The organism is Pontibacter aydingkolensis (assembly GCF_019443125.1).
Lineage (GTDB): Bacteria > Bacteroidota > Bacteroidia > Cytophagales > Hymenobacteraceae > Pontibacter > Pontibacter aydingkolensis.
This window is the reverse complement of the sequence record NZ_JAHYXK010000006.1, coordinates 86,385-113,368: the sequence shown is the minus strand read 5'-3', so window position 1 is coordinate 113,368 and position 26,984 is coordinate 86,385. Positions and strand designations below refer to the sequence as shown.

The 26,984-nt window shown below is 43.9% G+C and carries 26 protein-coding genes; 11 read left to right on the top strand and 15 right to left on the bottom strand.

The genetic code is table 11. The annotated features are described in order from the left end of the window. Positions 1-52 precede the first annotated feature (52 nt). From K0O23_RS09300 to K0O23_RS09285, 4 genes are all read right to left on the bottom strand, one after another. The gene (locus tag K0O23_RS09300) at positions 53-1,249 is read right to left on the bottom strand and encodes a dipeptidase (RefSeq protein WP_219877150.1); all 1,197 of its coding nucleotides are present in this window, start codon (positions 1,247-1,249) and stop codon (positions 53-55) included. Positions 1,250-1,382: 133 nt separating this feature from the next. Then, the gene (locus K0O23_RS09295) at positions 1,383-2,255 is read right to left on the bottom strand and encodes a TolB family protein (protein ID WP_219877149.1); all 873 of its coding nucleotides are present in this window, start codon (positions 2,253-2,255) and stop codon (positions 1,383-1,385) included. A gap of 51 nt (positions 2,256-2,306) precedes the next feature. Then, a complete protein-coding gene (locus K0O23_RS09290; RefSeq protein WP_219877148.1) occupies positions 2,307-2,810 on the bottom strand; it encodes a GNAT family N-acetyltransferase in 504 nt (167 codons plus the stop codon). 91 nt (positions 2,811-2,901) lie between these two features. Then, on the bottom strand, positions 2,902-3,723 hold the full coding sequence (locus K0O23_RS09285) for an ankyrin repeat domain-containing protein (protein WP_219877147.1): 822 nt from the start codon (positions 3,721-3,723) through the stop codon (positions 2,902-2,904). Positions 3,724-4,020: 297 nt separating this feature from the next. On the opposite strand from K0O23_RS09285, the gene K0O23_RS09280 reads away from it, so the two are divergent. After that, positions 4,021-4,437, top strand: coding sequence for an endonuclease domain-containing protein (locus tag K0O23_RS09280; protein ID WP_219877146.1), 417 nt, complete (start codon positions 4,021-4,023; stop codon positions 4,435-4,437). A 111-nt stretch (positions 4,438-4,548) separates the two neighbouring features. On the opposite strand, the gene K0O23_RS09275 is transcribed toward K0O23_RS09280, so the two are convergent. Both K0O23_RS09275 and K0O23_RS09270 read right to left on the bottom strand, forming a co-directional pair. Next, positions 4,549-6,873 (bottom strand): S46 family peptidase, encoded by a 2,325-nt coding sequence (locus tag K0O23_RS09275; RefSeq protein ID WP_219877145.1) that lies wholly within the window; start codon positions 6,871-6,873, stop codon positions 4,549-4,551. Between the two features lie 352 nt (positions 6,874-7,225). After that, the gene (locus K0O23_RS09270; RefSeq protein ID WP_219877144.1) at positions 7,226-7,678 is read right to left on the bottom strand and encodes a YkvA family protein; all 453 of its coding nucleotides are present in this window, start codon (positions 7,676-7,678) and stop codon (positions 7,226-7,228) included. Between the two features lie 209 nt (positions 7,679-7,887). On the opposite strand from K0O23_RS09270, the gene K0O23_RS09265 reads away from it, so the two are divergent. From K0O23_RS09265 to K0O23_RS09255, 3 genes are read left to right on the top strand one after another with little or no spacing between them, the layout of a single operon-like run. Continuing rightward, entirely contained in the window at positions 7,888-8,463 is a 576-nt protein-coding gene (locus K0O23_RS09265; protein ID WP_219877143.1) for an SRPBCC family protein, read from the top strand. Positions 8,464-8,480: 17 nt separating this feature from the next. Beyond that, positions 8,481-8,861 (top strand): FMN-binding negative transcriptional regulator, encoded by a 381-nt coding sequence (locus tag K0O23_RS09260; protein WP_317195674.1) that lies wholly within the window; start codon positions 8,481-8,483, stop codon positions 8,859-8,861. 15 nt (positions 8,862-8,876) lie between these two features. Beyond that, complete coding sequence (locus K0O23_RS09255) at positions 8,877-9,137, top strand: hypothetical protein (protein WP_219877141.1); 261 nt, start codon at positions 8,877-8,879, stop codon at positions 9,135-9,137. An 85-nt stretch (positions 9,138-9,222) separates the two neighbouring features. Here the strand turns inward: K0O23_RS09255 and K0O23_RS09250 are convergent, their stop codons facing one another. From K0O23_RS09250 to K0O23_RS09230, 5 genes are all read right to left on the bottom strand, one after another. Then, the gene (locus K0O23_RS09250; RefSeq protein WP_394371695.1) at positions 9,223-10,635 is read right to left on the bottom strand and encodes a PhoH family protein; all 1,413 of its coding nucleotides are present in this window, start codon (positions 10,633-10,635) and stop codon (positions 9,223-9,225) included. Between the two features lie 269 nt (positions 10,636-10,904). Beyond that, positions 10,905-11,123 (bottom strand): hypothetical protein, encoded by a 219-nt coding sequence (locus K0O23_RS09245; RefSeq protein WP_219877139.1) that lies wholly within the window; start codon positions 11,121-11,123, stop codon positions 10,905-10,907. A gap of 514 nt (positions 11,124-11,637) precedes the next feature. Further along, positions 11,638-12,171: a hypothetical protein gene (locus K0O23_RS09240; RefSeq protein WP_219877138.1), complete on the bottom strand. Its 534-nt coding sequence runs from the start codon at positions 12,169-12,171 to the stop codon at positions 11,638-11,640. A gap of 95 nt (positions 12,172-12,266) precedes the next feature. After that, positions 12,267-12,923 carry an AlbA family DNA-binding domain-containing protein gene (locus tag K0O23_RS09235; protein WP_219877137.1) on the bottom strand — a complete coding sequence of 219 codons (657 nt, stop codon included), beginning with the start codon at positions 12,921-12,923 and terminating at the stop codon, positions 12,267-12,269. 148 nt (positions 12,924-13,071) lie between these two features. Further along, the gene (locus K0O23_RS09230) at positions 13,072-13,437 is read right to left on the bottom strand and encodes a DUF3127 domain-containing protein (RefSeq protein WP_219877136.1); all 366 of its coding nucleotides are present in this window, start codon (positions 13,435-13,437) and stop codon (positions 13,072-13,074) included. A gap of 176 nt (positions 13,438-13,613) precedes the next feature. On the opposite strand from K0O23_RS09230, the gene K0O23_RS09225 reads away from it, so the two are divergent. Next, on the top strand, positions 13,614-14,546 hold the full coding sequence (locus tag K0O23_RS09225; RefSeq protein ID WP_219877135.1) for an isoaspartyl peptidase/L-asparaginase family protein: 933 nt from the start codon (positions 13,614-13,616) through the stop codon (positions 14,544-14,546). 89 nt (positions 14,547-14,635) lie between these two features. Here K0O23_RS09225 and K0O23_RS09220 read toward each other — a convergent pair whose 3' ends face one another. After that, on the bottom strand, positions 14,636-15,526 hold the full coding sequence (locus tag K0O23_RS09220) for a cyanophycinase (protein WP_219877134.1): 891 nt from the start codon (positions 15,524-15,526) through the stop codon (positions 14,636-14,638). Between the two features lie 362 nt (positions 15,527-15,888). On the opposite strand from K0O23_RS09220, the gene K0O23_RS09215 reads away from it, so the two are divergent. Further along, positions 15,889-16,365 carry a ferritin-like domain-containing protein gene (locus K0O23_RS09215; RefSeq protein ID WP_246597013.1) on the top strand — a complete coding sequence of 159 codons (477 nt, stop codon included), beginning with the start codon at positions 15,889-15,891 and terminating at the stop codon, positions 16,363-16,365. Between the two features lie 164 nt (positions 16,366-16,529). Here K0O23_RS09215 and K0O23_RS09210 read toward each other — a convergent pair whose 3' ends face one another. Beyond that, entirely contained in the window at positions 16,530-18,392 is a 1,863-nt protein-coding gene (locus K0O23_RS09210) for a M1 family metallopeptidase (protein ID WP_246597012.1), read from the bottom strand. Between the two features lie 377 nt (positions 18,393-18,769). Here K0O23_RS09210 and K0O23_RS09205 point away from each other — a divergent pair, with 377 nt between their 5' ends. From K0O23_RS09205 to K0O23_RS09185, 5 genes are all read left to right on the top strand, one after another. Then, entirely contained in the window at positions 18,770-20,521 is a 1,752-nt protein-coding gene (locus tag K0O23_RS09205) for a L,D-transpeptidase family protein (RefSeq protein WP_219877131.1), read from the top strand. Between the two features lie 45 nt (positions 20,522-20,566). Then, on the top strand, positions 20,567-21,100 hold the full coding sequence (locus K0O23_RS09200; RefSeq protein WP_219877130.1) for a plastocyanin/azurin family copper-binding protein: 534 nt from the start codon (positions 20,567-20,569) through the stop codon (positions 21,098-21,100). 599 nt (positions 21,101-21,699) lie between these two features. Further along, on the top strand, positions 21,700-22,128 hold the full coding sequence (locus K0O23_RS09195) for a helix-turn-helix domain-containing protein (RefSeq protein ID WP_219877129.1): 429 nt from the start codon (positions 21,700-21,702) through the stop codon (positions 22,126-22,128). A 109-nt stretch (positions 22,129-22,237) separates the two neighbouring features. Then, the gene (locus K0O23_RS09190; RefSeq protein ID WP_219877128.1) at positions 22,238-23,590 is read left to right on the top strand and encodes a DUF2254 domain-containing protein; all 1,353 of its coding nucleotides are present in this window, start codon (positions 22,238-22,240) and stop codon (positions 23,588-23,590) included. A gap of 41 nt (positions 23,591-23,631) precedes the next feature. Further along, positions 23,632-24,462, top strand: coding sequence for an ion transporter (locus tag K0O23_RS09185; protein WP_219877127.1), 831 nt, complete (start codon positions 23,632-23,634; stop codon positions 24,460-24,462). A 10-nt stretch (positions 24,463-24,472) separates the two neighbouring features. Here K0O23_RS09185 and alr read toward each other — a convergent pair whose 3' ends face one another. Continuing rightward, complete coding sequence (alr, locus tag K0O23_RS09180; RefSeq protein WP_219877126.1) at positions 24,473-25,624, bottom strand: alanine racemase; 1,152 nt, start codon at positions 25,622-25,624, stop codon at positions 24,473-24,475. A 6-nt stretch (positions 25,625-25,630) separates the two neighbouring features. Beyond that, positions 25,631-26,785 (bottom strand): amidohydrolase, encoded by a 1,155-nt coding sequence (locus K0O23_RS09175; protein WP_219877125.1) that lies wholly within the window; start codon positions 26,783-26,785, stop codon positions 25,631-25,633. Positions 26,786-26,984 lie beyond the last annotated feature (199 nt).

Genomic DNA, 26,984 nt, shown 5'->3' with positions numbered 1-26,984 from the left:
CCCGATGGTCGAGATGACAGTGCTGGAAGGCATTACCAAAGTATAAAGCTTACTACTTTTCGTTCGCTTTAAAAACCCTTAATGCGTTGCCACCCATTATTTTATAAATATCTTCCTCGCTATAGCCACGTGCCAGCAGCTCTTTGGTAATTACCGGAAAATCATCTACGCCATCCAGTTGCCGCGGCGTAGAGGTAACCCCGTCAAAATCTGAACCCATGCCTACGTAGTCCACTCCTACAAGCTTCACGATATAGTCCAGGTGGTCAAAAAGTATAGAAAGGGGCGGACGTACCTGTTCTACCTCTTCAGGGTATTTCTTACGCAGGTGTTCCGCTATGTTGGAGCCAGACCAATTCAAAGCTCTAAGTGAATCCATCTCCGCTTTATGCTTTGCCCGGAATGCGTTGTTGCGTTTATCAAATTCAGGATCAAGAAAGCCAGAGAAAAAGTTTAGTTGAATAACACCGCCGTTTTTGGCGATGGCTTTTATCTGGTCGTCTTTCAGGTTGCGCGGCACAGGTGCAATTTTGTGCACACAGCTATGCGATATCAGCACAGGTTTTTTAGTGACAGCCATGGCATCCCAGAAAGTTCTCTCGCCAACATGGCTCAAATCTACCATCATGCCCAGTTCGTTCATGCGCTGCACTACCTGTTTGCCATACTTTGTAAGGCCACGCTTAGACCTTGGGACTTTACCAGATGTTTCGTCTGCCGCCGACGTAGCCCATGGCGTGGAGTTGTTCCAGGTTAGGGTCATGTAGCGGGCACCATTCTTGTAGAGTTCGTCCAGCTTTTTAATGTCATTGTCAATCATGTGGCCGCCTTCCACACCTATCAGGCTGGCCAGTTTACCTTGTTCAACTGCTTTCATAATATCGCTATGAGAAGTAGCGAACAGCATCTGCTCCGGGTTGCGTGCTATAACAGCTTTCAGGGTATCTATCTGCAATTTGGCATACTTAAAGTTACCATTCTCATCGCTCCATACCGAAAAAAACTGCGCATCTACGCCACCTTGCTTAAAACGTGCCAGGTCGGAGTGTGTTTTACCGCGCAGGTCTTTGCTAATGTCTATACCTTTCAGCATTGAGATAAGCACATCGTTGTGGGTATCTACTAGTATGGCTTTTTGGTGTATACTTTTATAATCCTGTGCCTGCGCATAACCTAAAGTACCAGCAGAGGCAAGTGCCACCGTAAGGGCGCTTTTACGAAGTATGGATAGGCTGATAATGCTGTTCATGTCGAAGTTTTAGAAGTGTAAAGTATAAACTAGCTATCTGGCTATACTTATGCTGGCTTTTTACAACGTTTAGCTCGCCCCAAAGAATAGACTAAGCCGCTGTTTACAATCCTCAATATACTAAAATTATACCTTATTCGCTTACCACTACTGCCAGTTGGTTGTTTTCATTATTGGTTGCCATGCGGGTTATACTTTTGAGCAAAGTTGTATTGCCCTGAACCTTTACAGGTTGCCAATCCTGGTTTTTACCTGGTTTTAAAGTATAAATCTTACTTCCATCGCTGCTAAGTATAAAACCATTCTTCGTCCAGGTAATATCTTCTTTTTGGGGTAAAGTAGGAGCAATAGTAGTGATGGCTCCTGTTTTATGGTCGTAGCGCTTTATCAGCCATTGTGTGCTGTCCGACTTATCGATGAAGCTTATGGCGTTCTGGCCCGGAATCTTGTGCAGCGAACGGCCTATACTTTTTGCCAGTACTTTGTTCTGTTTTGTGTCGAAGTTGTAATGCTGTAGTTCGTGGCCTTTATCTGCAAGTATAAATAGCAGCAGGTTTTTATTATCGATCCAGGCATGGTAGCCCACCGTCAGGTTGTCTATCAGCACGGTTACCTCCTTGCTGTCGATGTTATATATGCCCAGGTCCTGTTGCCCGTTCTCCCGCTGAATGATGCAGGAAATATGCATGCCATCGGGCGTAAGGGTGGGAGAGAACTCGTTAACAGGCGTAGCGGTAAAGTCTGTGGTTTGCTTGCTGTTGAGGTTATAGCTGCGGATATCCATTTTACCATCGGCGTTGGCCGACGAGTAGTATACCAGCGGTTGAGAAGTATGAAAGGATGGCTGGTTGTCGTATCCCGGATGGTTGGTAATGTTGCGTGGGTTCGAAAGTATAACCTGGTTCTTCTTCACGGCCATGTCCAGCAGCAGAATGTCGGAAGATGGCTGTGCCAGCAGGAGTGTAGGACAGAGGAAGGTGAGTAGGTAAAGTATGTGTTTTTTCATGAATGCCTGTTTATGTAAGGTTAGCTGTTAATGAGTAGAAAGATAAGCAATTTATACTTCCCGCCTTACAGCATAGACCAATTCATCAAAGTACTCCCCGTTTTTAAAGAAGGTCTTGCTCATTTGTGCTTCTAACGTGAAGCCTGCTTTTTCAAGAGCTTTTTGTGAGCCGATGTTCGTGCCAAATGGCCTTGCGTAGATGCGGGTGATGTCCCAGTTTTTAAAGCCGTACGCTACCATCTCAGTTATAGCTTTTGAGATGATCCCGTTTCCCCAGTACGGTTCTGCCAGCCAATAGCCTAACTCCGCATTCTTTTGATAAATATCGCCCTGCGGATGTATGCCAATGCCACCGGCAGCCTCGCCATTAACTTCTATCGCCAGAATGTTTGGAGGAGATGCTTTTGAGGCAAATTCAATAAAGGCTATTCCGTTCTCCCTGGTATAAGGATGCGGAAAAACATCAGCCATGTTCCTGGCAACATTGTAGTTGTTGCCATACTTTACCAGACTGTTAATGTCTTCGGTGCGCCAGGGCCTTAGTATAAACTCCATCGTGAAAGTATAAAATGAGTGAGGTTGGTTACGTTACGCGTTAGGCTTCGCCGTGGAGTAGCTACGGTAAAGGTGTGGTTGGTACTCGTTTTTATTTGTGCTTATAATTTTTGAAGTCCAATCCTTTTGATTCAAGCTTTTCGATCAACTCCATTTTCTTCCTATGGCCTTCTGACTCTTCTTCATAGTTCATGAATTTGTTAAGGTAGTCTTGGATAAATAAGCTGTCACTACTCCTTACCCGCATTGGCTCTCGGACGTCTACATTTAATGAATCGATGTAGTAGTCTATTATCTCAAACTTACGAGAACTCACTGCCTCTGAGAAAGGAGTTTTCCCGCCAACACGTTTATTATAATCTGCTTTATGGGCGATTAAGAGTTTTACCATATCAAGGTTGAGGCGAGATGCTTGCAACAACGGTGAAGATGCAAGTATATGGTTGCCTTTCTCATTGGTGAACTCAGCTTCAATAGTATAGTTCGGCTCTGCGCCATGTTTAAGGAGCAACTGCGCAAACCTGTTGTCCTTCACCCACTCCATACTATTCCCATAAGGCTTTATTGACTCCATCAGTATACTGTACTTAGTATATGGATTTGTGAAGTTCGGGTCAGCTCCTAACTCCAGTAGCTTCTTGAAAGACTGGAAGTTCTCCACGTGGACACTTAAAGCTAATACATTAGAACCTGATTCGGATGTGACTTCCAAAAGCCTTGGATTCTCTTTTACCAAAGCTTCTATTTTACTCAAATTGTTGTTTTCAACTGCTTTAGCCAATTCATAAGCCTCAGTATTTTTGAATAAAGCTACACTTCTACTTGTCTGGGCACAACCAGTAGTTACCATGCCAACAAAGGCAAGACAAATTATGAACCTGAACAAAAAGATAAACTTCTTTAAGTCTCTCAAGTGGATTTATACTTTAAATGTGTACCAACGTCCGGCTAACAGGAGTACCAACTCCTACTATCTGCACTATGTGTGGAGTTTATTTTTGACACAAAAAAAGCTAGCAGCAGTGTACTAATATAGTGATTTTATGATTTGAGAAAATTTAAATTTTGTACAGTTTGTTATTGCAGATGTTAACCTTTAATGATCATAACTCTTATGAATGAAAAGGGGCTACAATAAAGCCGATTTAACTGCTATTAGTATGAACTATTCCCCTCTTGAGAGGGGTTAGGGGTGTGTTCTGTACGCACCATGGAGAAAAGAAAGCACATCCCATACAAGCCTTACCTTAAGCAGCTGGCCAGGCAGCTGCGCAACAACAGTACTCTTGGTGAGGTGCTGCTTTGGCAGGAGCTCAAAGGCGGCGCCATGCTTGGTCTGGACTTCCACCGCCAGAAGCCGCTGGATAGCTTCATTGTTGACTTCTACTGCTCTGAGTTAAACCTGGCCATTGAGATAGATGGCGATAGCCACGACTACAGCTATTCAGAAGATTTACAAAGGCAGAAACGATTAGAGCAATTTGGAGTTAAGTTTCTCAGGTTCTATGACCTAGAAGTAAAACAAGATATGGCAAATGTGCTTAGGGCAATTAAGGGCTTTGTACTTGAGTTTGAGCAGTTGGATGGACACACCCCTAACCCCTCTCAAGAGGGGAATAAGCTCTAGCATTTATTTCTGGTGCTACAATATTGAAAAAAGCATTATACTATAGCAATAAAGAGAAAGCCCCGCCTGTTATGTCAGGTGGGGCTTTCTCTTTATACTTAACAACTGATTTTACTGTACTTCAGCAGCTTCCTTCTTTTTCTTTTTAGCTGCTTTTTTAGCGGCCTTTTCTGCTTTGCGCTTCTCTTTCTCAGAGAGGTTAGAGGCCTCAGCAGGAGTAGCTTTCCGGCGTGCATCTACCTGCGGCAAACCTGACGTGTCGTCTGTTACCAGCGTCATCTCCTCTACCAGGTGGCCGGCGCCGGCAAACTTGTCTACAATAAAGAGCATGTAGCGCACGTCAACCGAAATGTTACGCACCTGGTCAGGGTTGTATACGATGTCACTCATAGTACCTTCCCAGTTCCTGTCGAAGTTGGTACCAATCAGCTGACCGTTGGCATTTATAACCGGAGAGCCGGAGTTACCGCCTGTGGTATGGTTAGAAGCGATAAAGGCAACCGGCAACTGTCCGTTTACACCGTAGCGGCCGTAGTCTTTCTTCTCGTACAGTTCCTTCAGGCGGGCTGGTATAGCGTAATCTTCTGCCGCACCCGATTCTGCTTTTTCAATGATACCTTCCAGCGTAGTATAATATTTATACTTTACGCCATCTACCGGCTCGTAAGGCTCTACCTTACCGTAAGCTACACGTAGCGTAGAGTTGGCATCCGGGTAAAACTTCTTGTCGCTCTGCATCTCACGCAGGCCGGCCATATAGGTTCTGTACAGCAGGTTCAGGTTGTCGTTTACCTTTGTGTAAGTAGGCATCACGTTCTTGCTGTAGTAATCCGAAATGCTGTTTGCCAGCTGTAAAGCAGGGTCGTTTTTCAGCACGTCTTTTTTACCGGCTTTCACATCAGCAAGGGCTTTTCTAACGCCAGCCTCCGATGTAAACACAGACTTGGCAAACACCTCATCGGCATACTTGTTAAAGTCGCCTTTATACTTGGTGCGTACCGTGGCAAAAGCAGTCGGGTGCAGGTTGGCGTCTATGTTCTTATAGTATAGATCCAGCAAAGCGGCAAACACCTTTTTATCGGTAGGGGCGTTGTAATCTTTGTAGAATCCGGCAACTGTTTTCTCCAGCTTATCTACCTGTGCATTAATGTCGTTCTGCGGGGCATTGGCTGCCAGCATTTCCTGCAGCTTTACAAACGTGTTGGCAAACCTGATGATCTCAACACCATAGGCAGCTTCGGTGATATAGTCGCGCGTGATCGTGATGCCGTCCAGTGCTTTGTAGTTTTTCTCGAACTCGGCCAGCAGGTTGCCATATGTTGCCTGGCGTGCAGGGTCTGCTGCTACCCAGGAGGCAAACTGCTGCTCCAGTTGCTTTTTCTTCTCAATCGCATTGGCCTTACGGATACCGCGGTTCTCACCGATCCACTTTTTCCAGGCATTGGCAATGCTTGCATACTTGGCGGCATACTGAATACGCACGGCGTCAGAAGCTTTCATGTCCTTGTCCAGGATGTTCAGCTTTGTTTCGCGGATGTTGATCTTGTGTGGGTTAGATACCGAATAGATCTCCTCAATCGCCTGTGAAGTTAGGTACTCGTTCGTACGGCCCGGGAAACCAAACACCATGGTAAAGTCATTCTCCTGCACACCGTTTAATGAGATAGGCAGGTGGTGCTTTGGCTTGTAAGGCTTGTTGTTTGGCGAGTAGTCTGCTGGCTCGTTGTTAGGGCCAGCATAAATCCTGAACAGGGAGAAGTCGCCGGTGTGGCGTGGCCACATCCAGTTGTCGGTGTCTCCACCAAATTTACCGATAGATGAAGGCGGAGCACCTACCAGGCGTATGTCGCGGAACGTTTCGGTAATGTACATGTAGTACTCGTTACCATAGAAGTATGGCTTAATAACAGCGTCGTAGTGCGTACCGGCTGTAGACTCTCTTCGAACCTTAGCCATGTTACGCTGGATGATGGACTCACGTTCAGCTTCTGTTTTGGCGTTGCTTGCGCCTTCCAGAATCTGCTTCGTAACGTCTTCCATACGCACGATAAAGGTGGCAGTAAGACCCGGGTTTGGTTTCTCCTCAGCCTTTGTCTTCGCCCAAAATCCGTTGGTCAGGTAATCGTTTTCCACTGAGCTGTGCTGCTGTATCTGGCCGTAACCGCAGTGGTGGTTTGTAAGCAAAAGGCCCTCAGGAGAGATCATTTCGCCGGTACAGAACCCGCCAAACGATACAATGGCATCTTTCAGGCTCGACTGGTTTATACTATAGATGTCTTCGGCAGAGAGCTTCATGCCCTTTTTCTGCATCTCGGTTTCATTAAGCTGCTTTAAAAGCAAAGGCAGCCACATGCCCTCGTCAGGAGGGGTAGCCGTAGTGATACCTATACTTAAGCAGGCAGCCGCAAAAAGGGATACTATGCGTTTGCTGATCATTGGTAAGTTAATTTGATTAGATTATTTAGCGCCTGAAGTTACGCAATTTTATACTTTTATCAGCAATAACAGGGCCATAGGTGGCGATTGGTGAATGTGTGAATGAGCGAGTGAGTGAATTCCTACTTTAAAATGAGTATCCGAGCTTACTGTCTGTTACTATTAGTTCAGGGTAGGGATTTTCGATAAGCGAGAAAACTATATGATTATACAGTTACAGGAAATTTCAGACTTCTCTCTAGTGTCCTACATAACAAGAAAAATATTCACTGATTCGCTCATGCACTTATTCAAAATTAAAAAGCTGCTTCCTTCTCAGAAAGCAGCTTTAAATTATAACTCTTAATGTGTACTAGAAAGTCCCGATGCGGGTGTGATCAAAACTGCGGTCATCTTCCCAATTTCTGAACTTGGTTATCTCAGTTTGGAAGGAACTAATGAACCATGCTATAAGGCTCAGGTCATCGAGCAAGCCCAGGCCAGGAATAAAGTCCGGTATAATGTCGATAGGCGTAACCAGGTATAAAAGTACGGCTACCCCAACTAACAACGACTTTGTTGCAACATTCCGGTACTCTCCACTCATGTATGCCTTCACAAGTCGGATAAAAGTATGCATCAGGTTTTTAACCTGCTGGAAACCCGTTTCCTTGCTTTCTGCATCTAATAGCTTTGTGTAGGCTGTGCTAAGCAGAAACGCTAATTTGGCAGGCTTAGCCATCAATACGCCTGCTCTGCCCATAAACTTCTTAAAAATTGGGTTTTGGGAGAGCTGTAGGCCTTTTTGTATCCAATCGCTTATCATATTATCTTATATATTTTAGTCTCTATGTTACCCCATACGATAACAGCGGGTTTTAAGCTAAGTTAATCTGATCAGAATAAATTTAAATAGATAAAATGTTAATAAATATTTACCCTTCATCGCTTGTTTACTAGCGAAATACTCCTTTAAATTGATACAGCAAATCCTGCTCGCATAACATCCAACAACCTTTTTTCCTGATAACGAATATGAGACTGCTAAAGATTGTGATTCTGGCTATAATGCTGCTGGCTGTTGCGCTTTTTGGCGCATCTTACCAAATGCCATTGCAGATAGAAGTAGAGCAAAGCATTGTGCTGGATGCAAAGCCGGAGCAGGTTTATACTTTATTAGAAAATCCTGCGGAGTGGGAGCAGTGGAACGCAGTAAACACAACAGCTGACCCAAGCATGATCAGGATGTACAGCGGGCCTATGTCTGGTAGCGGAGCACGCATGGAGTGGAGCGGTGATAAAGTGGGCACAGGAGTTGTTGTTTTTACAGAGAGCATCATCCCCAATCGCCTAACTTACAGGCAAAGCGACAAAAGCTCCTCTGACACTACCAATGGGATATTTACCTTAGAGCAGGTTGAGGATGGACACACAAAGCTGCATTGGAGGCAAACGGCAACTGTAAAAGATGAGCCAATAGCCAGACTATTTGGTGCTTGGCAGAAGTATAAAAAGCAGGAAGAGCTCGACAAAGGTTTAAGTGGCCTTAAAAGTATACTTTTGAAAAAAGCAGCCCAGCCAGTATCTAAGCGCAGGGTAGCTAACATGTAAGTTTAATTTAGTGCCCCATATACATTCTGATTCTTCATTCATCTACACAAAAGAAAAACTATGTACACGCCAACCCATTACCAGGTAAAAGATCAGCAAAAGCTGACAAGTTTATGCGCGAATTCAGTTTTGCCACCCTTGTCACCATACAAGATAATAAACCATTTGCCACACATCTGCCTTTTGTGGTAGAAAACCGAAATGAACAGCTAATTCTACAGACACATGTGGCGAAGCAGAACCCCCAATGGAAAGACCTGAAAGCAGGGCAGGAGGCGCTTGTTATATTTCAGGAACCGCATGCTTATATTTCACCTGCGCTTTATGAGAAGCAATTGAATGTACCCACTTGGAACTACTGTGCAGTGCACGCTTATGGTAAGCCCACGATTATTTAGCAACAAGAGGATGTGATGGCTGCCATGGAAGCCTCCATAAACTCTTTTGATGCCGGTTACATGCAGCAGTTTAAGAATCTTCCAGAAAAGTATGTTAAAGGCATGCTAAATGGTATTGTCATGTTCGAAATTGCTGTTACCCGCTTGGATGGAAAGTATAAGATCAGCCAAGGTAAAAGCGATGCTGATAAGAATAGTGTAATGGAAAGCCTGCTCGAAAGCAAAGATTCTACCATACACAGACTTGGGGAAATCATGCGGGAAGAGTATAGCTAACTCACTCACTCACATGAGTATAACACAAACGCCTGAGCTACTATACTTGTAGCTCAGGCGTTTTTATTTTAGCAGGACTTATACTTTAAAGTAACTCGTTGGCTAAGTTTGCCAGCTCAGAGCGCTCTCCCTTCAGTAGAGTAATATGCGCATACAATGGGTGGTTCTTTGCCCTGTCTATCAGGTACGACAAGCCGTTGCTCTGTGAGTCTAAGTATGGCGTGTCTATCTGGTAGATGTCTCCGGTAAAGATGATCTTGGTATTCTCGCCGGCCCTTGAGATAATGGTCTTTACTTCATGCGGTGTCAGGTTCTGCGCCTCATCCACAATAAAGATAATGTTGGACAAGCTGCGGCCCCTGATGTAGGCCAGCGGCGTAATCACGAGTTTCTCCAGTTCTACCATGTCCTTTATCTTCTGGTACTCCTTGCTGGTTTCTGAAAACTGGTTTTGTATATACTTCAGGTTATCCCAGAGCGGCTCCATGTAGGGGTTTAGCTTTGATTTGATATCGCCGGGCAGGTAACCGATGTCTTTGTTGCTGAGCGGCACAATAGGGCGGGCAAGGTAGATCTGCTTATACTCCCGGCGCTGCTCAATAGCCGATGCAAGTGCCAGCAGTGTTTTACCGGTACCTGCCACACCCTGCACCGATACCAGTTTTACCTGCGGATTAAGCAGCGCATGTAGTGCAAAGGCCTGTTCAGCGTTGCGTGGCTTTACGCCAAAGGCATTCAGTTTATCTACACGCTCCAGCTGCTTATCTGCTGCATTGTAAAAGGCCAGCACAGAGTTCTTAAAGCTCTTCAGAATATAGAAGTGGTTATCTGTAGGGGCTTCCGTGAATACTTTCTTTACATCGCAAATACCTTTTTCATAGAGTTCGTTGATAACGTTTGCCTGCACATCCTCCACAGTGTCGTTACCGGTATACAGTCCGGCCACATCCTGTATCTTACCAGTCTCGTAATCTTCGGCTACCAGGTTAAGGGCCCGTGCTTTCAGGCGCAGGTTAATATCTTTAGTAACCAGCACGATGTTTTGGTTTGGCATTTCCTGCTGCAGTTGCAGCGCAGAGTTGAGGATGCGGTGGTCGTTTTTGTCTCCAAAAATATTCACGGCATCCAGCGACGAACTATGGTTCATAAGTACCCTGAACTTGCCTTTGTTTTTCCCGTTCAGTGGCAGCCATTCCTGCAGTTTGTGCTCTGCTGAGAGCTTATCTATGAACCGGATAAATTCCCGGGCCTCAAAATTCTTGATGTCATTGCCTTTTTTAAAATTGTCCAGCTCTTCGAGTACCGTAATCGGGATAGCAACATCATGTTCCTGGAAATTCTGGATAGCGCTGTGGTCGTAAAGTATAACGGAAGTGTCAAGGACGAATATTTTTTTTTGATCTGTGAGAGACGTTTTTTTTGTGATTGGCTTGGGCTTTTTGCTTCCGTTTACAGCTGTTTTAATACTGTCTTGGTTGGTTTTGTTTGTTTTGCTTATGGTTGCCATAGGCGAGGGGTTTAGGGTGAAACCGAAAGTAAAATAGGTGCTTGTATTGTCTGGGGTGGCCCTTGACGTACAGGGGCTCTGTTTATAGTTGTTTACGAATATTTAGATGCACCGGCTAACGAATTACCTATCTAGTTTTTATATTTTTAATATAACGGGCTTATTAAATTTATACTTAACTGACTAGTAAATATTTACGTTTTACTAATTCTTAAACTAATTTATTAGTTGATTAGGGTGCTTATCTATACTTTAGTTTATCATGTCAAGACAACCGACATGCGTTTATACTTTGTGCTTCTGTTTATAGCTTTAAACCCTGTAGCAGCTAGTACCCAGGAAGTTGTTACGCCAAAGCCAGTAAAAATTTCCTGTAGTTCAAGCTCGATAAGTATGATAAGGAAGGCAGGATGCATGGCCGCTGGAAAATATACTTGGGCGATGATAATATCGTAATTCGCAACGGCAGGTTCAGGCATGGAAATGAGATGGGTGCCTGGCGTTATTATTATCCAAGCGGCTTAGGCTATATGCGCGAAAAGTATAAACGTAACAGCGAATTAATTCAGTATGGAAATACCACGAGAGTGGACAATTAGCCAGAAAAGGACTTGTTCGTTTTACAGAAACAAGTATTTTGGTTAAATACTTTTGGTCCGTTGACTGGGAAGTATACGATTTGGGAGGTTGCCACAGCCACACGGGAATTTATGAATCTGGAATTCTTGTTGGCAGGAGATAAGTAAATTTGAGACTTCTTAGAGGCTGTTTTGAATTTATTCGTTTGGCTGCAAAGTTGATTTTACGAAACCTGGCTTCGTCTCTTTTTCGAGCCATAGCGCTGCTATGCCACTCAAAAGGAGTCTCGCCAGAACCCTTAAATCTCTTTTTCGCTCCCAACAATAAAATCAAAACAGCCTCTTAAAAGGACTTAGAAAAGGATAATTAACGAAGTATACTTTGCATTCAGGACTACGGATTAGGGAGTAGATATCAGCAACTTTTTCCTTCACTCAGCATTAGTGTCAGTTCGTTTTCTATAGCCGGACTTAAAACCAGGATAAGATGCTCTGCAAATGCAGGGTTCTTTATTGACTTAGTATCCATTAACTCCACTACACCAATCGCTTCATTATCCTCAGATAAAAGTATAGTGCCCAGGTAGCTTTTAATATTTAATTTGCGGAGTATTTTGTCGTCCGGAAAATAATCCTGAACATCGAAGGGATAATAGCAAAATCTTTGTATCAATACCTTATCACACGGCGTCCCTTTCAAAGAGTAATTTGTATTCTTCAGTACTTTGTCTCTTTTAAGCATTACGCATGTGTTTATCTCATTTTTTTCCTTGTTTAAAAGCCCAATACCAATGTATTCCACGTTAGTATGCCTGCAAATAAATGAAGCTATCTTGAGAAGTATATTGTCCTTTTTAGGCTGATTGACAAGCAATATCGCACTGTCTAAAACTGAGTTTTCCTCTACTCCAGGCTCAAAATGCAAATAGTGAATATGCCTATACTCCATACCATTAACTCAAGAAAGTGATTTGGCTTTAAAATGTAATCTCCCATAGTATAAACGGGGTTCTGTGTCAATCGTTCTTAAAGTATAGTATGGCTTTAGCTTAGCGTATAATAATCTTCTTTCTCTTTATCATGCAGGCGCAGGTAGCCGTGGATAACCAGTTTTACCAGCGTGCGGTATGCCCTGCGCTGCGAAATGTTAGCTAGTTTCATGTACTGCTTAAGCGTAATACGCGGGTTTAACTGCAGGTACTCCAGTACAGAGGTCTCATGTTTCTCCAGGGGTAGCTTCTCAAATGCGGGCGAAGGCTCAGGTTGTTCGTTCTGCAGGGCTTTGTTAACCATCTTGCTTGTTTGCACACTTGTGTCCCTTACACGCACATAGCCACGCCAATCGTCTTCCTTTACTTTTGCAAAATGGGGTTTTAGTACACTTTCATGCACTGTAACTTTAAGCACTGTGCGGTGGTCGCTGTCTATTTCTTCATACTCCAGCGCAACCGGCGGGTCGCAGTAATGTTCTGAAGCCAGTCTCAATGTATGCAACTCCTCCTCGGGATCTATACCGCAGATATAGCCATTGTCTTTTACACCTATCAGTATTGTGCCCCCGCGGGTATTGGCAAATGAAACCAGGGTGCGGGCGATTTTCTCGGGCTGTGTAACACGCTGCTTGAAATCAACAGTATCGTTCTCGCCACGCAGGATCATGCGCCTGAGCTCTTCTAAGGGGTTATAGGGTGTGCTGAACATGGTGTCGGTTAATTAATCAAGTATACTGTATACCTGTTGCGGTGGTGGTGCTATATCCTTATAATTGAAATTGATGATTTAAGTTATACTTTACCTCAAAAAAAAAGCGAGCACATGGCTCGCTTTAAGTATGGTTAGTCTTGCTGAATTAGAATGGCAAGTCGTTATCAGCTTCGCTGCTGTAAAATGCCGGTGCTTCCTGCTGCGGAGCGCCTGCCGGAGCGCCAAAGTTATTCGCCGCCGGCTCCATTCTCCAGGCCTGCAGGTTGGTAAAGTACATCGTTTGGCCATTTTTTGTAAAAGGCTTACCACTAAGGTTAAATGTAACTTTCACTTCGTCACCTGTTTTAAACTGGTCTAACAGGCTGCACTTGTCCTGCGTAAGCTGAAACTTTACATACTGCGTGTAAGAGCCATCGGGAATCTCCAGCACGAATTCACGCTTTCTGAATTTTTCGCTTACCTGCTGCTCCTCAAATGCTTCGTAAAGTTTACCTTGGATATCAAACGACATAATTAATCTTTTATAATAGGTTATTTTGATAAGAACAAAGATAACTATTTTCCAGCTGAAAAAGGTCCTGCGTTAGGAGAATTTTAGTTGTTTTTTTAAGCTCAGGTTACAAAAACATCAACTGCTTTTCACTCTCAGGCGTAAGCCTTATTCTATACTTTAAAACAGAGCATTCTATGAAAAATTATGCCATTGCCATACATGGTGGAGCAGGTACCATAAGCAAGTCGTCGCTTACCCCGGAAAAAGAGAAAGCCTATAAAGATGCCCTGGAGCAAGCTATCATGGCCGGACACGGTGTGCTACAGAAAGGGGGTTCGGCACTGGATGCCGTAGAGCTGGCTGTGTTACACCTCGAGAATACCCCGCTGTTCAATGCCGGACGCGGATCTGTGTTTACCAATGAGGGGAAGCACGAAATGGATGCGGCTATTATGTGCGGTAAAACACTGGATGCTGGTGCTGTTGCAGGGGTACGGCATATCAAAAACCCGGTTAAACTGGCCCGTAAAGTAATGGATAAATCTGAGTTTGTGATGCTGATGGGGCAGGGTGCAGAAGAGTTTGCCCTGAACCATGACATAGAGTTTGCCCCTGCGGCCTATTTCTACGATGAGTACCGCTACCAGCAACTGCAGGATGCAAGAGAGTCAGGCAAAACCCAACTGGATCACTCCGAAAAAAAGAAGCATAAATTCGGTACAGTAGGAGCCGTAGCACTGGATATGGACGGAAATGTGGCAGCTGCCACTTCTACCGGTGGTATGACGAATAAAAAGTATAGCAGAGTAGGAGACACGCCACTTATAGGGGCGGGCAACTATGCCAATAACAAAACCTGCGCAGTTTCCTGTACCGGCCACGGTGAGTTTTTTATACGTGCTGTAGTGGCCTACGATGTTTCCTGCCTGATGGAGTACAAAGGCTATACTTTGCAAAAGGCCTGCGATGAGGTTGTAATGAAAAAACTGAAGTCCATTGGCGGAGATGGAGGTTTGATTGCCGTTGACACAGCCGGGGAAGTCGTTTTATCCTTTAACTCGGATGGTATGTACAGGGCAAGCAAGCTAAACGACCAGGAAACCTTTACTGCTATTTATAAAGACTAATAATAGTTGCAGAGCGTAAATGTAATATAATGGCGTTGCCCCTATTGTTAGTTCAGGCTAGGGCTGTGGCCTCATAGTTCACATTTCCACTATTTTTCAAGTTGAAGCCTGGCAGGTTTCAGGTCTTCGGTATCCTTAAAGAACTCTCTAGTTTCGATGTTGTAAACGTTGCCCTTTGCCAACACATGCATGATCAGGTTCGAGATGGATACTGGCCTTCCAGCATCTATACTGTTAATATTAGTATACTTTACATCATGGCTGTCAGCAATCACTACAAGATTTGAGCCAATGGTCTCGATCATGTGGCCTTCTGTAATTAATACGCCGGTATCCTCGCCCAGGCCAATGCCAACCGTTTTTGGGTGTGTAACTACGGCTTCCATTAACCTGCCAAACCTGCCGCGTGTTACAAAATGGGTATCTATGATCACATCGTCAATAAGATTTAAACCATGGCCTATTTTAACAGAACCTTTTAGTAATGACTCCGGAGCACTGCCGCCTTTAATCATCACTTTGGACATGGCCATAGCCCCGGCGCTGGTGCCCGCAATAATGAAATCCTCGTTCTCGTAGCGGTGTTTCAGAATATCCACAATTTCGGTTCCATGAAACATCCTGATAATCCTGGATTGATCTCCACCGCTAAACATCACACCGTCTGCTTCTCTGATACGCTTTATATATTCCGGTATATGCGCATCTTCTTCAGTTTTGATGTGCATCATGTTTACATTTTCAGCACCAAGAATACCAAAGGCACTCAGATAACGTTCCCCAACTTCCTCAGGTATCATTGAGGCAGTCGTAATTACCTCTATCTGTGGCTTTTTAACGGGTATCTCCTTTAAGAAGCGTTTAAGTATACCCAGTTCAAAGAAGTCTAAGTAATATTTACGCTTTGATTTGGGGTTTGGGTAGCTTCCTTTGTCTTCGTTGCCTCCAACTGCTATTAGTTTTCCTTTAGGTCTGTTCACGTTAGATTTTAATATTTATACAGGTTGATGGTATCTGATTTACACAGCTACTGCTTTATACCCTCATCAATGGCATAAAATCTCCTGATTACAGTACCGCTTTTAACGAAAATCGTTTCAAAAAACCTGCCTAAGCTACCATATACCATTATTTATTGTATTGGATTTATATAGTGCAATAGGTTTATATTGTATTGGTTATATTATATATAATTGGCATTTCACTATCATACATGCGTTGTTGCCTAATAAAAACAATATTTTATAGAACCCCGGGTATAACCTGCCGTATAGATACCACGAGTAACATATAGAATACATTTTTAAACGCGTAACCTTTCCAAGCTATGAAACTAAACAATTTGAAAGACCTATTAATCCACGAACTGAAAGATATCTATAATGCCGAACAGCAAATCACGAAAGCGCTTCCGAAGATGATGGAAGCCTGCTCATCTGACAGGTTGCGAATGGCATTTGAGGATCACTTTAAGGTGACTGAAAAACAAATTCAGCGCCTTGATAAAGTTTTTGAGATGGTAGGCGAGAAGGCTACCGGCGAAAAGTGTAAGGCGATGGAAGGTATCATTAAAGAGTGCGAATCCATGATGAGTGAGCGGGCAGACAAAAGTGTAATGGATGCTGCACTTATAGCTTGCGCTCAGCGCGTAGAGCATTATGAGATTGCCGCTTATGGTACTGTACGTACTTACGCTAACCAGTTGGGCATGCAGGATGTGGTAAAACAGCTAGAAATGACGCTGAAAGAAGAGAAACAAACCGATGCCCTGCTAACGGAGATCGCCGAACAGGCAGTTAACATTAAAGCCGAAAGATAAAAGAAGTGAGTTTTTTAACTCTCTGAAGCGATACTGAAAAAACTCTGTACTTTCGCCTGGCTTAACCAAGCAGGTAATGAAAGTGACAGAGTTTTCGCTTTTAAAGAAAACAACAAAGCCCGACCTTAATTGGCCGGGCTTTATTTATGTTACCAAAGTGTAGGTTACTTTAACAACTCATCTAGGGTAACTGTAGATACTGCATGGTAATTTGGTCTTGCCTTGGCATAGATGGCAAGCGCCTTTTTCTTACCCTCTGGTGTGGCATTAAGCGCTTTATAAATCGGAACCAAAAACTTACGACGTCCCACATTGGTCAGGAAAGTCTCCAGGGCTTTATCTGCTGTGGCATAGTTATTTTTAATGGAGTGCAGGAACCAGGCAGCTAATACCTCAGAGTTTCCGGAATTGGTAAAGTTGAAGGCTTTATCTAAATCGGCCATCTGCTGCAGGCTCATGGTTTCAGGCAGCATGCGTATAAAGTGCAGCCACTCGTGGCTCGACCAGTCTTTAGTGGTAAGTTGGGCAGCAGGCTTGCCGCTTTTCCAGGCATTGTAGGCCTCTTCTACTTTGGCAAAGCGGCTGGAGGCAGGCGCGGTAAAACCTTCAGGTAAACCTGGAGAGTAAACCCATCCTTCAATATTAATCTTCTCAGCCAGTTCTTCGTCGCCTTTGATCAGCTCTGAGCGCAGAAAATCAAGAAACTTATCTGTGCTGGTGCTCTGAAAAGCGAAGGTGTTAAAATAGTCGTTCACAAACTGATCAAAGCGTGCACGGCCAACGGCTTTTTCAATGTTTTGTAAAAAGAAATTTCCTTTCTCATAGGCAATGTCTGTTAAACCTTCGTCAGGGTCGCGGCCTTCCAGGTCCAGTTTCAGGTGTGTGTCTGCATTGTCAGCGCCTTTATCAGCGATGGTGTGCTTCAGGTCCTGATAGCCTAGTACATTTAACATGTCTGCATACTCTTTACCATAGAGTTCTTCCATAATGCGGCGCTCAAAGTATACGGTAAAGCCCTCGTTCAGCCAGAAGTCGTCCCAGGTGGCGTTGGTAACCAGGTTGCCGCTCCAGCTGTGTGCCAGTTCGTGCGCAATAAGGCTGGTAAGCGATCGGTCTTTAGCCAGCACGGTTGGTGTTACAAAAGTAAGGCGCGGGTTTTCCATGCCGCCAAACGGGAAAGATGGAGGTAGCACCAGCAGGTCGTAACGGTCCCATCTATACTTGCCGTAGATCTTTTCGGCGGCTACCAGCATTTTATCCATTTCGGCAAACTCGTAGGCAGCAGCCTTAATAGTGGCAGGCTCTGCGTAGATACCTGTCTGCGGTCCCACTTTCTCAAATACCAGGTCGCCAACCGACAAAGCCATCAGGTAAGAAGGGATTGGCTGCTTCATCTCGAAAGTATAAACGCCTGTGCTGTTCTTTTGCACCGGGTTTTCGGCACTCATTACAGCCAGCAGCTCTTTAGGCACTTTAACCTTGGCATTGTAAGTAAAGCGTATGCCCGGGCTGTCCTGTATCGGAATCCAGGTACGGGCAAGTATAGCCTGCGATTGCGTAAACAGGAACGGGTGTTTTTTTCCGGCTGTCTGCTGTGGGCTTAGCCATTGCAGAGCCGCCGCATCAGGGGATGTTTTATACTTTATGGTTACTTTTTTGGTGTCTGGCTTGATCTTAACTGTAAGAGACTGGCCCATAAACTGGTTTGTTTCGCCTAGTTCAAAGGTTGTTTCCTCTATATTGTCGCCAAGGTATGCATTCTCAATCTGCAGGTTTCTGCTGTCGAAAACGATCTTATCGGTTCCGGTCAGGTTATCGATCAGGTAGGAGGCAGTGCCACTAATGGTTTTCTGGTCAAAGTTTACGTCAATGTCCAGGTCCAGGTGCTTTGTTACTGCCTCAGCTGGTTGTGCATAGCTGTGCACGTCTGCCGGCAATTTCTCTGTTGCGGTCTGCTCTGAAGTCATAGTTTCGCCATCTGAGGTTGGTTGTGATGTACAGGAAGCAAGCTGTAAGGCGCCTGCCATGCTTAAGCCAAGTAGGCAACGTTTGTATGGTGTCATAGGTTTTTAAGGATATCTTAATATACTAAGATAGGCATTTATTCAGCTAAACGAAAAACAGGCTTTACCAAATAACTTGTTTCCTGTTCCATGGCTTTGGTTTTTGAGGCAATGTTTTTGATCAGGTTACAGTATATAGCCATAAACAAAGTATGCACAACATGAGAATACATAAAATGTAGGGATATAACTTTTTGTACTGTTATATAGTACATATAGCTTGAATGACTATATAAACATACTATTGTTGTTAAAATTGTATAAATCTAATAATCTTATTGTGATAATTGAAAGTGTGCAGCGCATCAAACCTGATGCTGCTGTTTTAAATATATAAAAGTATGAGCCCTTATAAAGTATATAAAAAGATCCTGCTACTAACTACATTGGTGGCCTTTATATCTCTTTCTGGCTGCAATAACTCAGAGGGAGATACAACAGCCGAAAATGGTTTATCTAAAGTAGGAGACCTGTTCGGCAAAAAGGAATTGCCCCAGCCCACAACAGACAGCACAGATATTGTGAACTTTCTCAAGAATCAACCTAAATTCCGTAAGCACGACGACCTGATGTTCATGTTCTACGGAGAAAGAGGATATGATCTGGCCTGGTTCAGAGACAATGAACTGGTGCCTGAGGCCGAAAAGTTTTTGTCTGTTATTGAGCAATCTTCAAAAGAAGGACTACAGCCAGACAACTACCGTGTAGTAGACTTTGAGACAATGTTCAAAAAGTTTAAAGCTATGGATGGTCAGGACTCTGCCCGCCTTGACTTACAAAAGAAAATAGACCTGGGCCTTACAGCTTCATACTTTAACTATGCTTCTGATTTTTACAGAGGTCGCATAGATCCCAATGCAGATAATAATGTAAAATGGGACGTTAAGAAAAACAAGATCAAGCTGCACAAAGCTTTACAGACGATCTTAAAAGAACGCGAAAGCACTTACCCTTACTACGAGTTCGAAGCCCTGCATGCCGGTTACGCAAATCTTAGAACTGCGCTTGCAAAGTATAGGGAGATTGAAGAAAAAGGAGGGTGGCCAAAAGTTGAACTCGGAAAGAAGAAAATTCTGGAAAAAGGGGACACAGCAGCTGCAGTACTTACTATCCGGAAGCGGCTGAACCCTGATCAGCCTTTAAACGAAGCTGATAAAAAAATGCGTTTGTTCGACGAGAACCTGGAAACACAGGTAAAGAAGTTTCAGATGCTGCATGGCCTGGCACAGGACGGCAAGGTAGGTGGTAATACCTTAAAGCAGATGAATGTGCCAATTGATGACCGCATAAACCAGATAATGATCAATATGGAGCGCTGGCGTTGGATACCAAAGCGCATGGTGCCCAAAAGTCTTGACCAAAAGTATATCTGGGTCAATATTCCAGAGTATAAAATGTATATCTACGAAGACCCGGACAACGACCCGGAGGCCGAGCGGCAATATCAGGAAGTGATGAATATGCGAGTGATCGTAGGTAAAACTATGAATTCTACTCCAATCTTCAGCGATAAGCTGGAGTACGTGGTAATGGCACCTTACTGGAATGTTCCGAATAGTATTGTAGAAGCTGAGATCAAGCCTGCCATACTTCGTAACCCCGGTTACCTGGCCTCTCAGAACATGGAAGTAGTAACCAAGGAAAAGAACCCAAAGCAAATCGACCCTTATTCTATTGACTGGGCCAGTGTAACGGAGAAAAACTTCCCATACATGGTAAGGCAGCGCCCAGGACCAAAAAACTCGTTGGGTTCTATTAAATTCCTGTTCCCGAACGAGTATAACGTGTACCTGCACGATACACCAGCAGATGCATTATTCAGCCAGAACCAGCGTAACTTCAGTCATGGTTGTGTAAGGGTAGAGAAACCGATAGAGCTAGGCAAGTACCTGCTCAAGGATATGCCCGAATGGAATGAAAATCGCATCAGGGAGACAATAAACGGTGGCGAAGAAACATGGGTAACATTGCCTAAGCACGTACAGGTATACATTGTGTACTTTACCAGCTGGGTAGATAAGGACGGTAACGTGCACTTCAGAGAAGACCTTTATGGGCATGATAAAAAACTGCAGCAGGAATATTTTGGTTAAGTCTGGTACGCAGCCAAAGTGTACTTCTCCATTAAATAGTAACGCATGAAAAGTGTAAGCATTATCCTGTATTCTGTTACTGCACTCTGGCTGTTAGGCTGTAATTCTGCCACAGACTCCAATGGTATTGAAGTGCCAGCAGACATACATGATACAACCAGTGCCCGCATTACAGAAGATAAGGATACTACGCTGCAACATGTAGAGGAGATAATCTTAAAAGCCATTGGTAACAGCCCGGAGGATATGATCTTTGACCAGGACACGCTTGAGGTTAAAGTGAACACATTCGTAAAGCTTACTTTCATTAATGAAGGCGCAGACCAGTCTATGATCCATAATGTGGTTTTTACCCAGCCAGATAAGTATAAACTTGTGGCTTTGGCAGGTGCAAAGGTAGGAGCACCCGGTAACTACGTACCCGAAAGTGAAGCCGTAATCGCAGCTTCGCCGCTTGCCTTGCCCGGCCAAACCGTAGAGATGGAATTTACCGCTCCGTCTGAGCCTGGTACGTATGGCTTTGTGTGCACCTATCCCGGGCATTGGCAAAAAATGAACGGTACTCTCATTGTGAAGTAAAGCTTTAGTTGCACTGTAGTTTTTGTAGCCTCAATTTTTGCAATTAGAAAGGGCGCTGCTCGAAATGTGTAGCTCTTGTAAAAATTCAATTATTATATTAACTGTTCTTCTTTGCTGCTTTCTGTGTAACATGGTTGCTAATTGCACAGTTTTATGGAGTACTGCCATTTGAAATCTTCTACTCCTTCTTTTGTTAAATTAACCTCGCCTAATAGCTTAAACAATAGTATTTTAAGGGATTGTGGATAACTCGTTTTATCCACAATCCCTTATTTGTGTTAGTGCCAACCTGTCAGTATAGTATGTTCTGATACAAAAGTATATTTTTTTACTAACTACCTGTGCAACAATAAGAAAGTCAGATAAACAGCTGTGTTGCCTGGTGTATAGCCTTGATTTACATTTGTATATACATTTGTAAATTGATAGTTTATAATTTATATGCGGTTGTTTTAAACTATTTAAAATATGGGTTTTATGATAAATATGTAATCTGTTACTTTAATATTATGAAGGTGGGTTATACACATGGTTTGCATTAATAAAAGTGCAGTGTTACATTTGTATATACATTTGTAAATAGGCGAAATCAGAAAGATATGATTGACAGGATCAGGGAATTAATGGAGCATAAAGGATTTACTTCTTCTCAGTTTGCAGATACTGTTGATGTTCCGCGGGCAGTTATCAGTCACATTCTCAGTGGTAGAAATAAACCCAGCCTCGAAGTTGTAACTAAAGTTGTATCTGCCTTCCCGGACGTGAGTATGAGTTGGCTCTTGCTGGGAGAGGGCGATATGCTAATACCTTTAGCAGCGCCTGTTGCATCTTTAATTGATGCTGCTCATACTGCAAATGCAACACCTAAGCCACAGAATTTAACAGAGGATAGTAGTACAGACTCAGGTAAAGTGCAAAAGAAAAAGGCTGCAACTCATACTTCTGAAGTAAATGATTTGCCTGGGAAAACAATTGAACAGATCGTGATTTTTTATAGCGATAAAACATTTACAGCTTACAAACCCTAAAACCTACTGTCTGGAATTAGGCAGTAATACAACATCTCAGAAACCTACTTACTGCTGTGCAAGTACACCTGCAATATAGTATTGCAGTGTTCCCGTATCTGGCCAACATATGAAAAGAATCTTTAGCAAAATCAGATTTATCTACTACTACATTGTAAACAGCATTGGGTTTTACCCAACGCTTATTTCGCTATTTTTTGCTTTGTTAGCCCTCATAATGCTTTACCAGGAAACACTTGGCCTGAGTAAATCTTTAAAAGACAATCTGCCTTTTGTAATTATCAGCAACAGCGAAACAGCCAGGCTTATTCTAAGCTCTATAACAACAGGTATCATCTCGCTTACAGTATTCAGTTTTACCATGGTAATGCTGGTGTTAAACCAGGCTAGTTCCAACTTCACGCCCCGGGTTATTCCGGGACTAATTTCATATAAAGCGAACCAGCGGGTATTGGGGCTGTACCTGGGCACCCTCATTTATACACTCATCATCATGGTGAATGTTAATTCTGAGTTTTACAGTATTCCCTTGCCAGGATTCTCTATTTTTCTGGCAATGTGCTTTACCATTATATGCCTGGGTTTCTTTGTATACTTTATACATTCTATTTCCTTATCCATCCAGATAGAAAGTATACTTGAAAGTATTTATGAAGTAACCTGCAAGGAACTAAAAGAGGAAATTAAGCAGGATAGCAAAAAAAGACCTTCCCAAGGTTTACAGTCAGAAAAATGGCTGTCTCTTAAAAGCCCAAAAACAGGTTACCTGCAAAGTATAGAGCAGGACGCTATTGTTGAGCTGTGCCGGAAGTATGATGTGGTACTTTGCTTTGAACAGCCTTTAGGTAGCTTTTTCATAGAAGGAGTGCCTTTTGCCAGAATAAGCAGGGAACTGGCTTTAGAAAACGAGTTCACAGAAGAATTATTTGTTCACCTGAATTTTTACAGGGAAGAAAGGCCGGATGTGAATTACCTCTTTGGTTTTAAGCATATCACCGAAAGTGCTGTAAGAGCCCTCAGCCCAAGCCTCAACGACCCAGGCACTGCCATAAAAGCTATAGATTATCTTTCTGCCTTGTTTATACTCCGGATGCAGCTGACGGATGAGAAAGTAATTAGAGATGATACAGGAAACTCCCGTATCGTATTTCTGCAAGAGACGTTTGAAGAGGTGATGAGCCTCAGTCTAAGCCCGATAAGACTTAACAGTAAGAGCAACAGTGCCGTGGTGCTGCGGATGCTTTTCCTTTTTCGGAGCCTGCTTTTCAAAGTAGAGGAGTACGCTCACTTAAAACCAATCCTGTATAAAGAAGCCGATCTTTTGCTGCAGGATGCAGATAAGAACATTGAGAACAGCGGAGACCGGGAGAAAATTAACTACCGGGTAAAAGAGCTGAACGACATGCAGGTGCTGCACAAAAACCTGCCATTGCTAAGTAGCAGTGTCTCTGACAAGAATTGAGTATATTGCAGTACATTTGGTATACTGGCTAAAAACATAGAATGACTCAGGCAAAGAAGCACAGTCTGCGGAAAAAGATCTATACTATAATCTTTGAAGCTGAAACCCCTGTTGGTAAGTTTTTCGACATTGCTTTGCTGATACTTATACTTTCTAGCGTAACTGTGGTAACACTAGAGAGTGTGGTCGAGTTAAGAAAAAACTATCTATCAGTGTTTTTAACATTGGAGTGGATCTTTACCATTATCTTCACGATCGAGTACTTTTTAAGAATCTATAGCTCACCAAAGCCGTTTAAATACATCTTTTCCTTCTTTGGCCTGGTAGATCTGCTTTCCATTATTCCTACCTATCTAAGCCTTTTTATACTTGGTTCGCAGTACTTCCTTGTAATCAGGGTGCTGCGTTTGTTACGGGTGGCACGAATCTTTAAGCTTACCAGGTTTATTAACGAAGGGCAGGTGCTTTCTAAAGCATTGCGGGCAAGTATGGCCAAGATTCTTGTATTCCTGGGGGTGGTGCTTACCATAGTAGTAATCGTGGGTTCTATGATGTATATAATCGAAGGGGCTAAAAGTGGTTTCACAAGTATACCCATCAGTATTTACTGGACAATAGTAACGCTTACAACAGTAGGTTATGGCGACATTGCCCCACAGTCTGCCTTGGGCCAGGTGTTGGCTAGCTTTATAATGATCATGGGGTATGGTATTATTGCTGTGCCCACTGGTATAGTTTCAGTTGAGCTTGCTAAAACAGAAAGAGAGGCACTGGCTACTACAAAAGTATGTCCTAACTGCCATAAAGAGGGCCACTTTAATGATGCCAACTATTGCTTTAACTGCGGTTACAGTTTCAGCAATTTTCAGTAGGCGGAAGTAATTATGAAATGATCATGCGCGGGATGTTCATGGGCAGTCGTGTGAGCAGCTCGTAGTTCAGTTGGGTGCTAAGCTCTGCAAAAGAGGCCACACTTATACTTTCGTTTTCCTGGATGCCCAGCAGTACCACTTCATCTCCTTTTTGTACGCCTTCGATGTTTGTTACGTCCACGGTTAGCACGTTCATGTTTACAATGCCAACTACACCTGCGCGCTGTCCTCGCACCAATACCTGGCCCTGGTTGCTCAGGCTGCGGCTATAGCCCCAGGCGTAGCCTACGGGTATAATGGCCATCACCATCTGCCTTGGAGCCTGAAATGAAGTACCATAGCCCACATAATCACCTGCATTAACATGCTTGAGGCTCATAATATGACTTTTCCAGTTAATAAGTCGGCGTAAAGGATCTTGCTTGCGCTGTAGCTTGCCCAGATAACTGGAGTAGGTCTCCGGGCTGGGCCAGAACCCGTACTGCATAATGCCAATGCGCACCATGTCGAATCGGCTTTCCGGGTAAGTCATCATGGCAGCAGAGCAAGCAGTGTGCAATTGCTCCGCCTGTATTCCTTCTAATTTTAGTGCCTCTACCTGTTCGTTAAAAAGGTTTATCTGCTCTGTTACCCGCTTATGGTTTTGCATGCTTTCAGCGCCGGCAAAGTGGGTGCAGATTCCTTTTAGTCTAACATGGTCACGGCACTCCTCCAGAAGGGACTTGGCGATTCGGAGTGTATGCGATTCAAAGCCGGTTCTGTTCATACCTGTTTCAAGCTCCAGGTGAATGATTGCTTTTTTACCTACTGTCTTCGCTGCTTTGGCGGCTTCCCGCAACCTGTCCGGTTCAAAAACAAAAAACTCCAGTTCCTGTTCTATGGCCCATTCCAGCTCCGCGTTGTCGAGGTAACCCATTATCAGGATGGTAGCAGGCCGGGTAATTGCACTAAGCAAACGCTGTGCTTCGTCGGCACTGAACACGGAGAAATGGTCTACGCCGCACTCTTGTGCAAGCTTGGCAAATTGCTCTATGCCATGGCCGTAGGCATTGCCTTTTATTACAGACGATAGCTTAACATGCGGGCCGATCTCCTGCTTTAAAAAGTTGATGTTGTTTTGAAGTGCTGATTTACTAATCTCGATGTAAGAGCTATGAAGCATAAGGTGTTATAGGTTCATGGTGTCTGACGCTAAAGTATAAAACAGTACGGCGCCCGTAGGGATTATTGCGTCCGGAAAATCGTAGTCTGCGTGGTGCAGTTGCGCCTGGTTTAAGCCGGCACCTAAACCCAGCAGTGCACCTTTGTACTTGCCTGTAAAGTGCCCAAAATCCTCAGACCATTTAAAGGGCTGTACGGCTTCCTGCACGTCAAGTTCCAGTTTAGTGGCAGCCTGCTTTACCAGTGTAACCGCCTCTGCATGGTTAACCGTAGCCGGAAATTCCTCCACAAAACGGATACTATACCCCAACCCATGCTTTTCTGAAATAGTTTGGACGGATGCAGAAGAGAGATGCTTTAGTAAATCCAGGTCAGTCTGCTGGTAGGAGCGGAGTGTTGCCATTACGGTAGCATAACCGGGATTGGTACCAAACGCCACCTCACCCAAACGTGCATGAATTACCGTTAGCAGCGCCAGGTCCTCAAATCTTTCTTTCTGAAGTATAAGCTCATTAAAAACAAGTATGATCTCGGCCATTGCCTGACCAGGATTAAGTCCGTTTTCCGGCTCCGCTGCATGCGACGACTTCCCATTCAACTCCACGATCATGCCTGTAGATGCGGCGGCAAAGGAATTGTTGCGCACCACTACCTGGTTCTCCGGGTAGCCGGGCAGATTATGCAGCGCAAATACGTAGTCCGGCTTTAAATCTTTAAACTGCTGATCTTGCAGCACAGCAAAAGCGCCTTGCCCGGTTTCTTCTGCCGGCTGAAACAGAAGTATAACCTTGCCCTTCGGTAGTTTGTTTTGGTGCAGCAGCTTGGCCAGGCCAGCAAGTATAGCCATGTGGCCATCGTGCCCGCACTTATGGCTTATACCTTCGGTTGCCGAAGCATAAATCATGTTGTTTACTTCTTGTATAGGCAGCGCATCCAGCTCCGCTCTGAAAAGCACTGTAGGCCCACCATCCGAAATGCCGTTGAAAATAGCAACTACACCGGTTCCGCCTATGCCGGTGATTAAAGTATCTGGGTTATACTTTTGCAGGAACTGTGTGACACGCGCTGCAGTCAGGTGTTCTTTTCCTGAAAGTTCCGGATGCTGATGCAGGTCATGGCGCAGGGCGATTATTTCATTAAAATCAGGGAGGTTGTTCCGCATGGCAATATGGTTGTAGCTCTACTGTGGTTCATTTTGTTTGCTTTACTTAAAGAGCATACTATGTAGCTGCCTTGAGGGTTCTTGAAACTTAGCTTCTAAAAAGTATGTAGGTATTAACTTCTTTCAAAAAACTATAAGTAAAGCAAACAAGGGCAGGAGCAAAGTAAAAGGCCGCTACAGCTTAGTTATAGTGGCCTTT

Bases quoted from the DNA above. Each gene is read 5' to 3' on its own strand.
- K0O23_RS09265 (WP_219877143.1), top strand. From the start codon at position 7,888: ATGAGACTGCTAAAGATTGTGATTCTGGCTATAATGCTGCTGGCTGTT.
- K0O23_RS09255 (WP_219877141.1), top strand. From the start codon at position 8,877: ATGGCTGCCATGGAAGCCTCCATAAACTCTTTTGATGCCGGTTACATG.
- K0O23_RS09300 (WP_219877150.1), bottom strand. From the start codon at position 1,249: ATGAACAGCATTATCAGCCTATCCATACTTCGTAAAAGCGCCCTTACG.
- K0O23_RS09295 (WP_219877149.1), bottom strand. From the start codon at position 2,255: ATGAAAAAACACATACTTTACCTACTCACCTTCCTCTGTCCTACACTC.
- K0O23_RS09275 (WP_219877145.1), bottom strand. From the start codon at position 6,873: ATGATCAGCAAACGCATAGTATCCCTTTTTGCGGCTGCCTGCTTAAGT.
- K0O23_RS09195 (WP_219877129.1), top strand. From the start codon at position 21,700: ATGATTGACAGGATCAGGGAATTAATGGAGCATAAAGGATTTACTTCT.
- K0O23_RS09280 (WP_219877146.1), top strand. From the start codon at position 4,021: ATGGAGAAAAGAAAGCACATCCCATACAAGCCTTACCTTAAGCAGCTG.
- K0O23_RS09205 (WP_219877131.1), top strand. From the start codon at position 18,770: ATGAGCCCTTATAAAGTATATAAAAAGATCCTGCTACTAACTACATTG.
- K0O23_RS09270 (WP_219877144.1), bottom strand. From the start codon at position 7,678: ATGATAAGCGATTGGATACAAAAAGGCCTACAGCTCTCCCAAAACCCA.
- K0O23_RS09210 (WP_246597012.1), bottom strand. From the start codon at position 18,392: ATGGCAGGCGCCTTACAGCTTGCTTCCTGTACATCACAACCAACCTCA.
- K0O23_RS09185 (WP_219877127.1), top strand. From the start codon at position 23,632: ATGACTCAGGCAAAGAAGCACAGTCTGCGGAAAAAGATCTATACTATA.
- K0O23_RS09290 (WP_219877148.1), bottom strand. From the start codon at position 2,810: ATGGAGTTTATACTAAGGCCCTGGCGCACCGAAGACATTAACAGTCTG.
- K0O23_RS09230 (WP_219877136.1), bottom strand. From the start codon at position 13,437: ATGTCGTTTGATATCCAAGGTAAACTTTACGAAGCATTTGAGGAGCAG.
- alr (WP_219877126.1), bottom strand. From the start codon at position 25,624: ATGCTTCATAGCTCTTACATCGAGATTAGTAAATCAGCACTTCAAAAC.
- K0O23_RS09245 (WP_219877139.1), bottom strand. From the start codon at position 11,123: ATGCCTGAACCTGCCGTTGCGAATTACGATATTATCATCGCCCAAGTA.
- K0O23_RS09190 (WP_219877128.1), top strand. From the start codon at position 22,238: ATGAAAAGAATCTTTAGCAAAATCAGATTTATCTACTACTACATTGTA.
- K0O23_RS09175 (WP_219877125.1), bottom strand. From the start codon at position 26,785: ATGCGGAACAACCTCCCTGATTTTAATGAAATAATCGCCCTGCGCCAT.
- K0O23_RS09240 (WP_219877138.1), bottom strand. From the start codon at position 12,171: ATGGAGTATAGGCATATTCACTATTTGCATTTTGAGCCTGGAGTAGAG.
- K0O23_RS09225 (WP_219877135.1), top strand. From the start codon at position 13,614: ATGAAAAATTATGCCATTGCCATACATGGTGGAGCAGGTACCATAAGC.
- K0O23_RS09200 (WP_219877130.1), top strand. From the start codon at position 20,567: ATGAAAAGTGTAAGCATTATCCTGTATTCTGTTACTGCACTCTGGCTG.
- K0O23_RS09235 (WP_219877137.1), bottom strand. From the start codon at position 12,923: ATGTTCAGCACACCCTATAACCCCTTAGAAGAGCTCAGGCGCATGATC.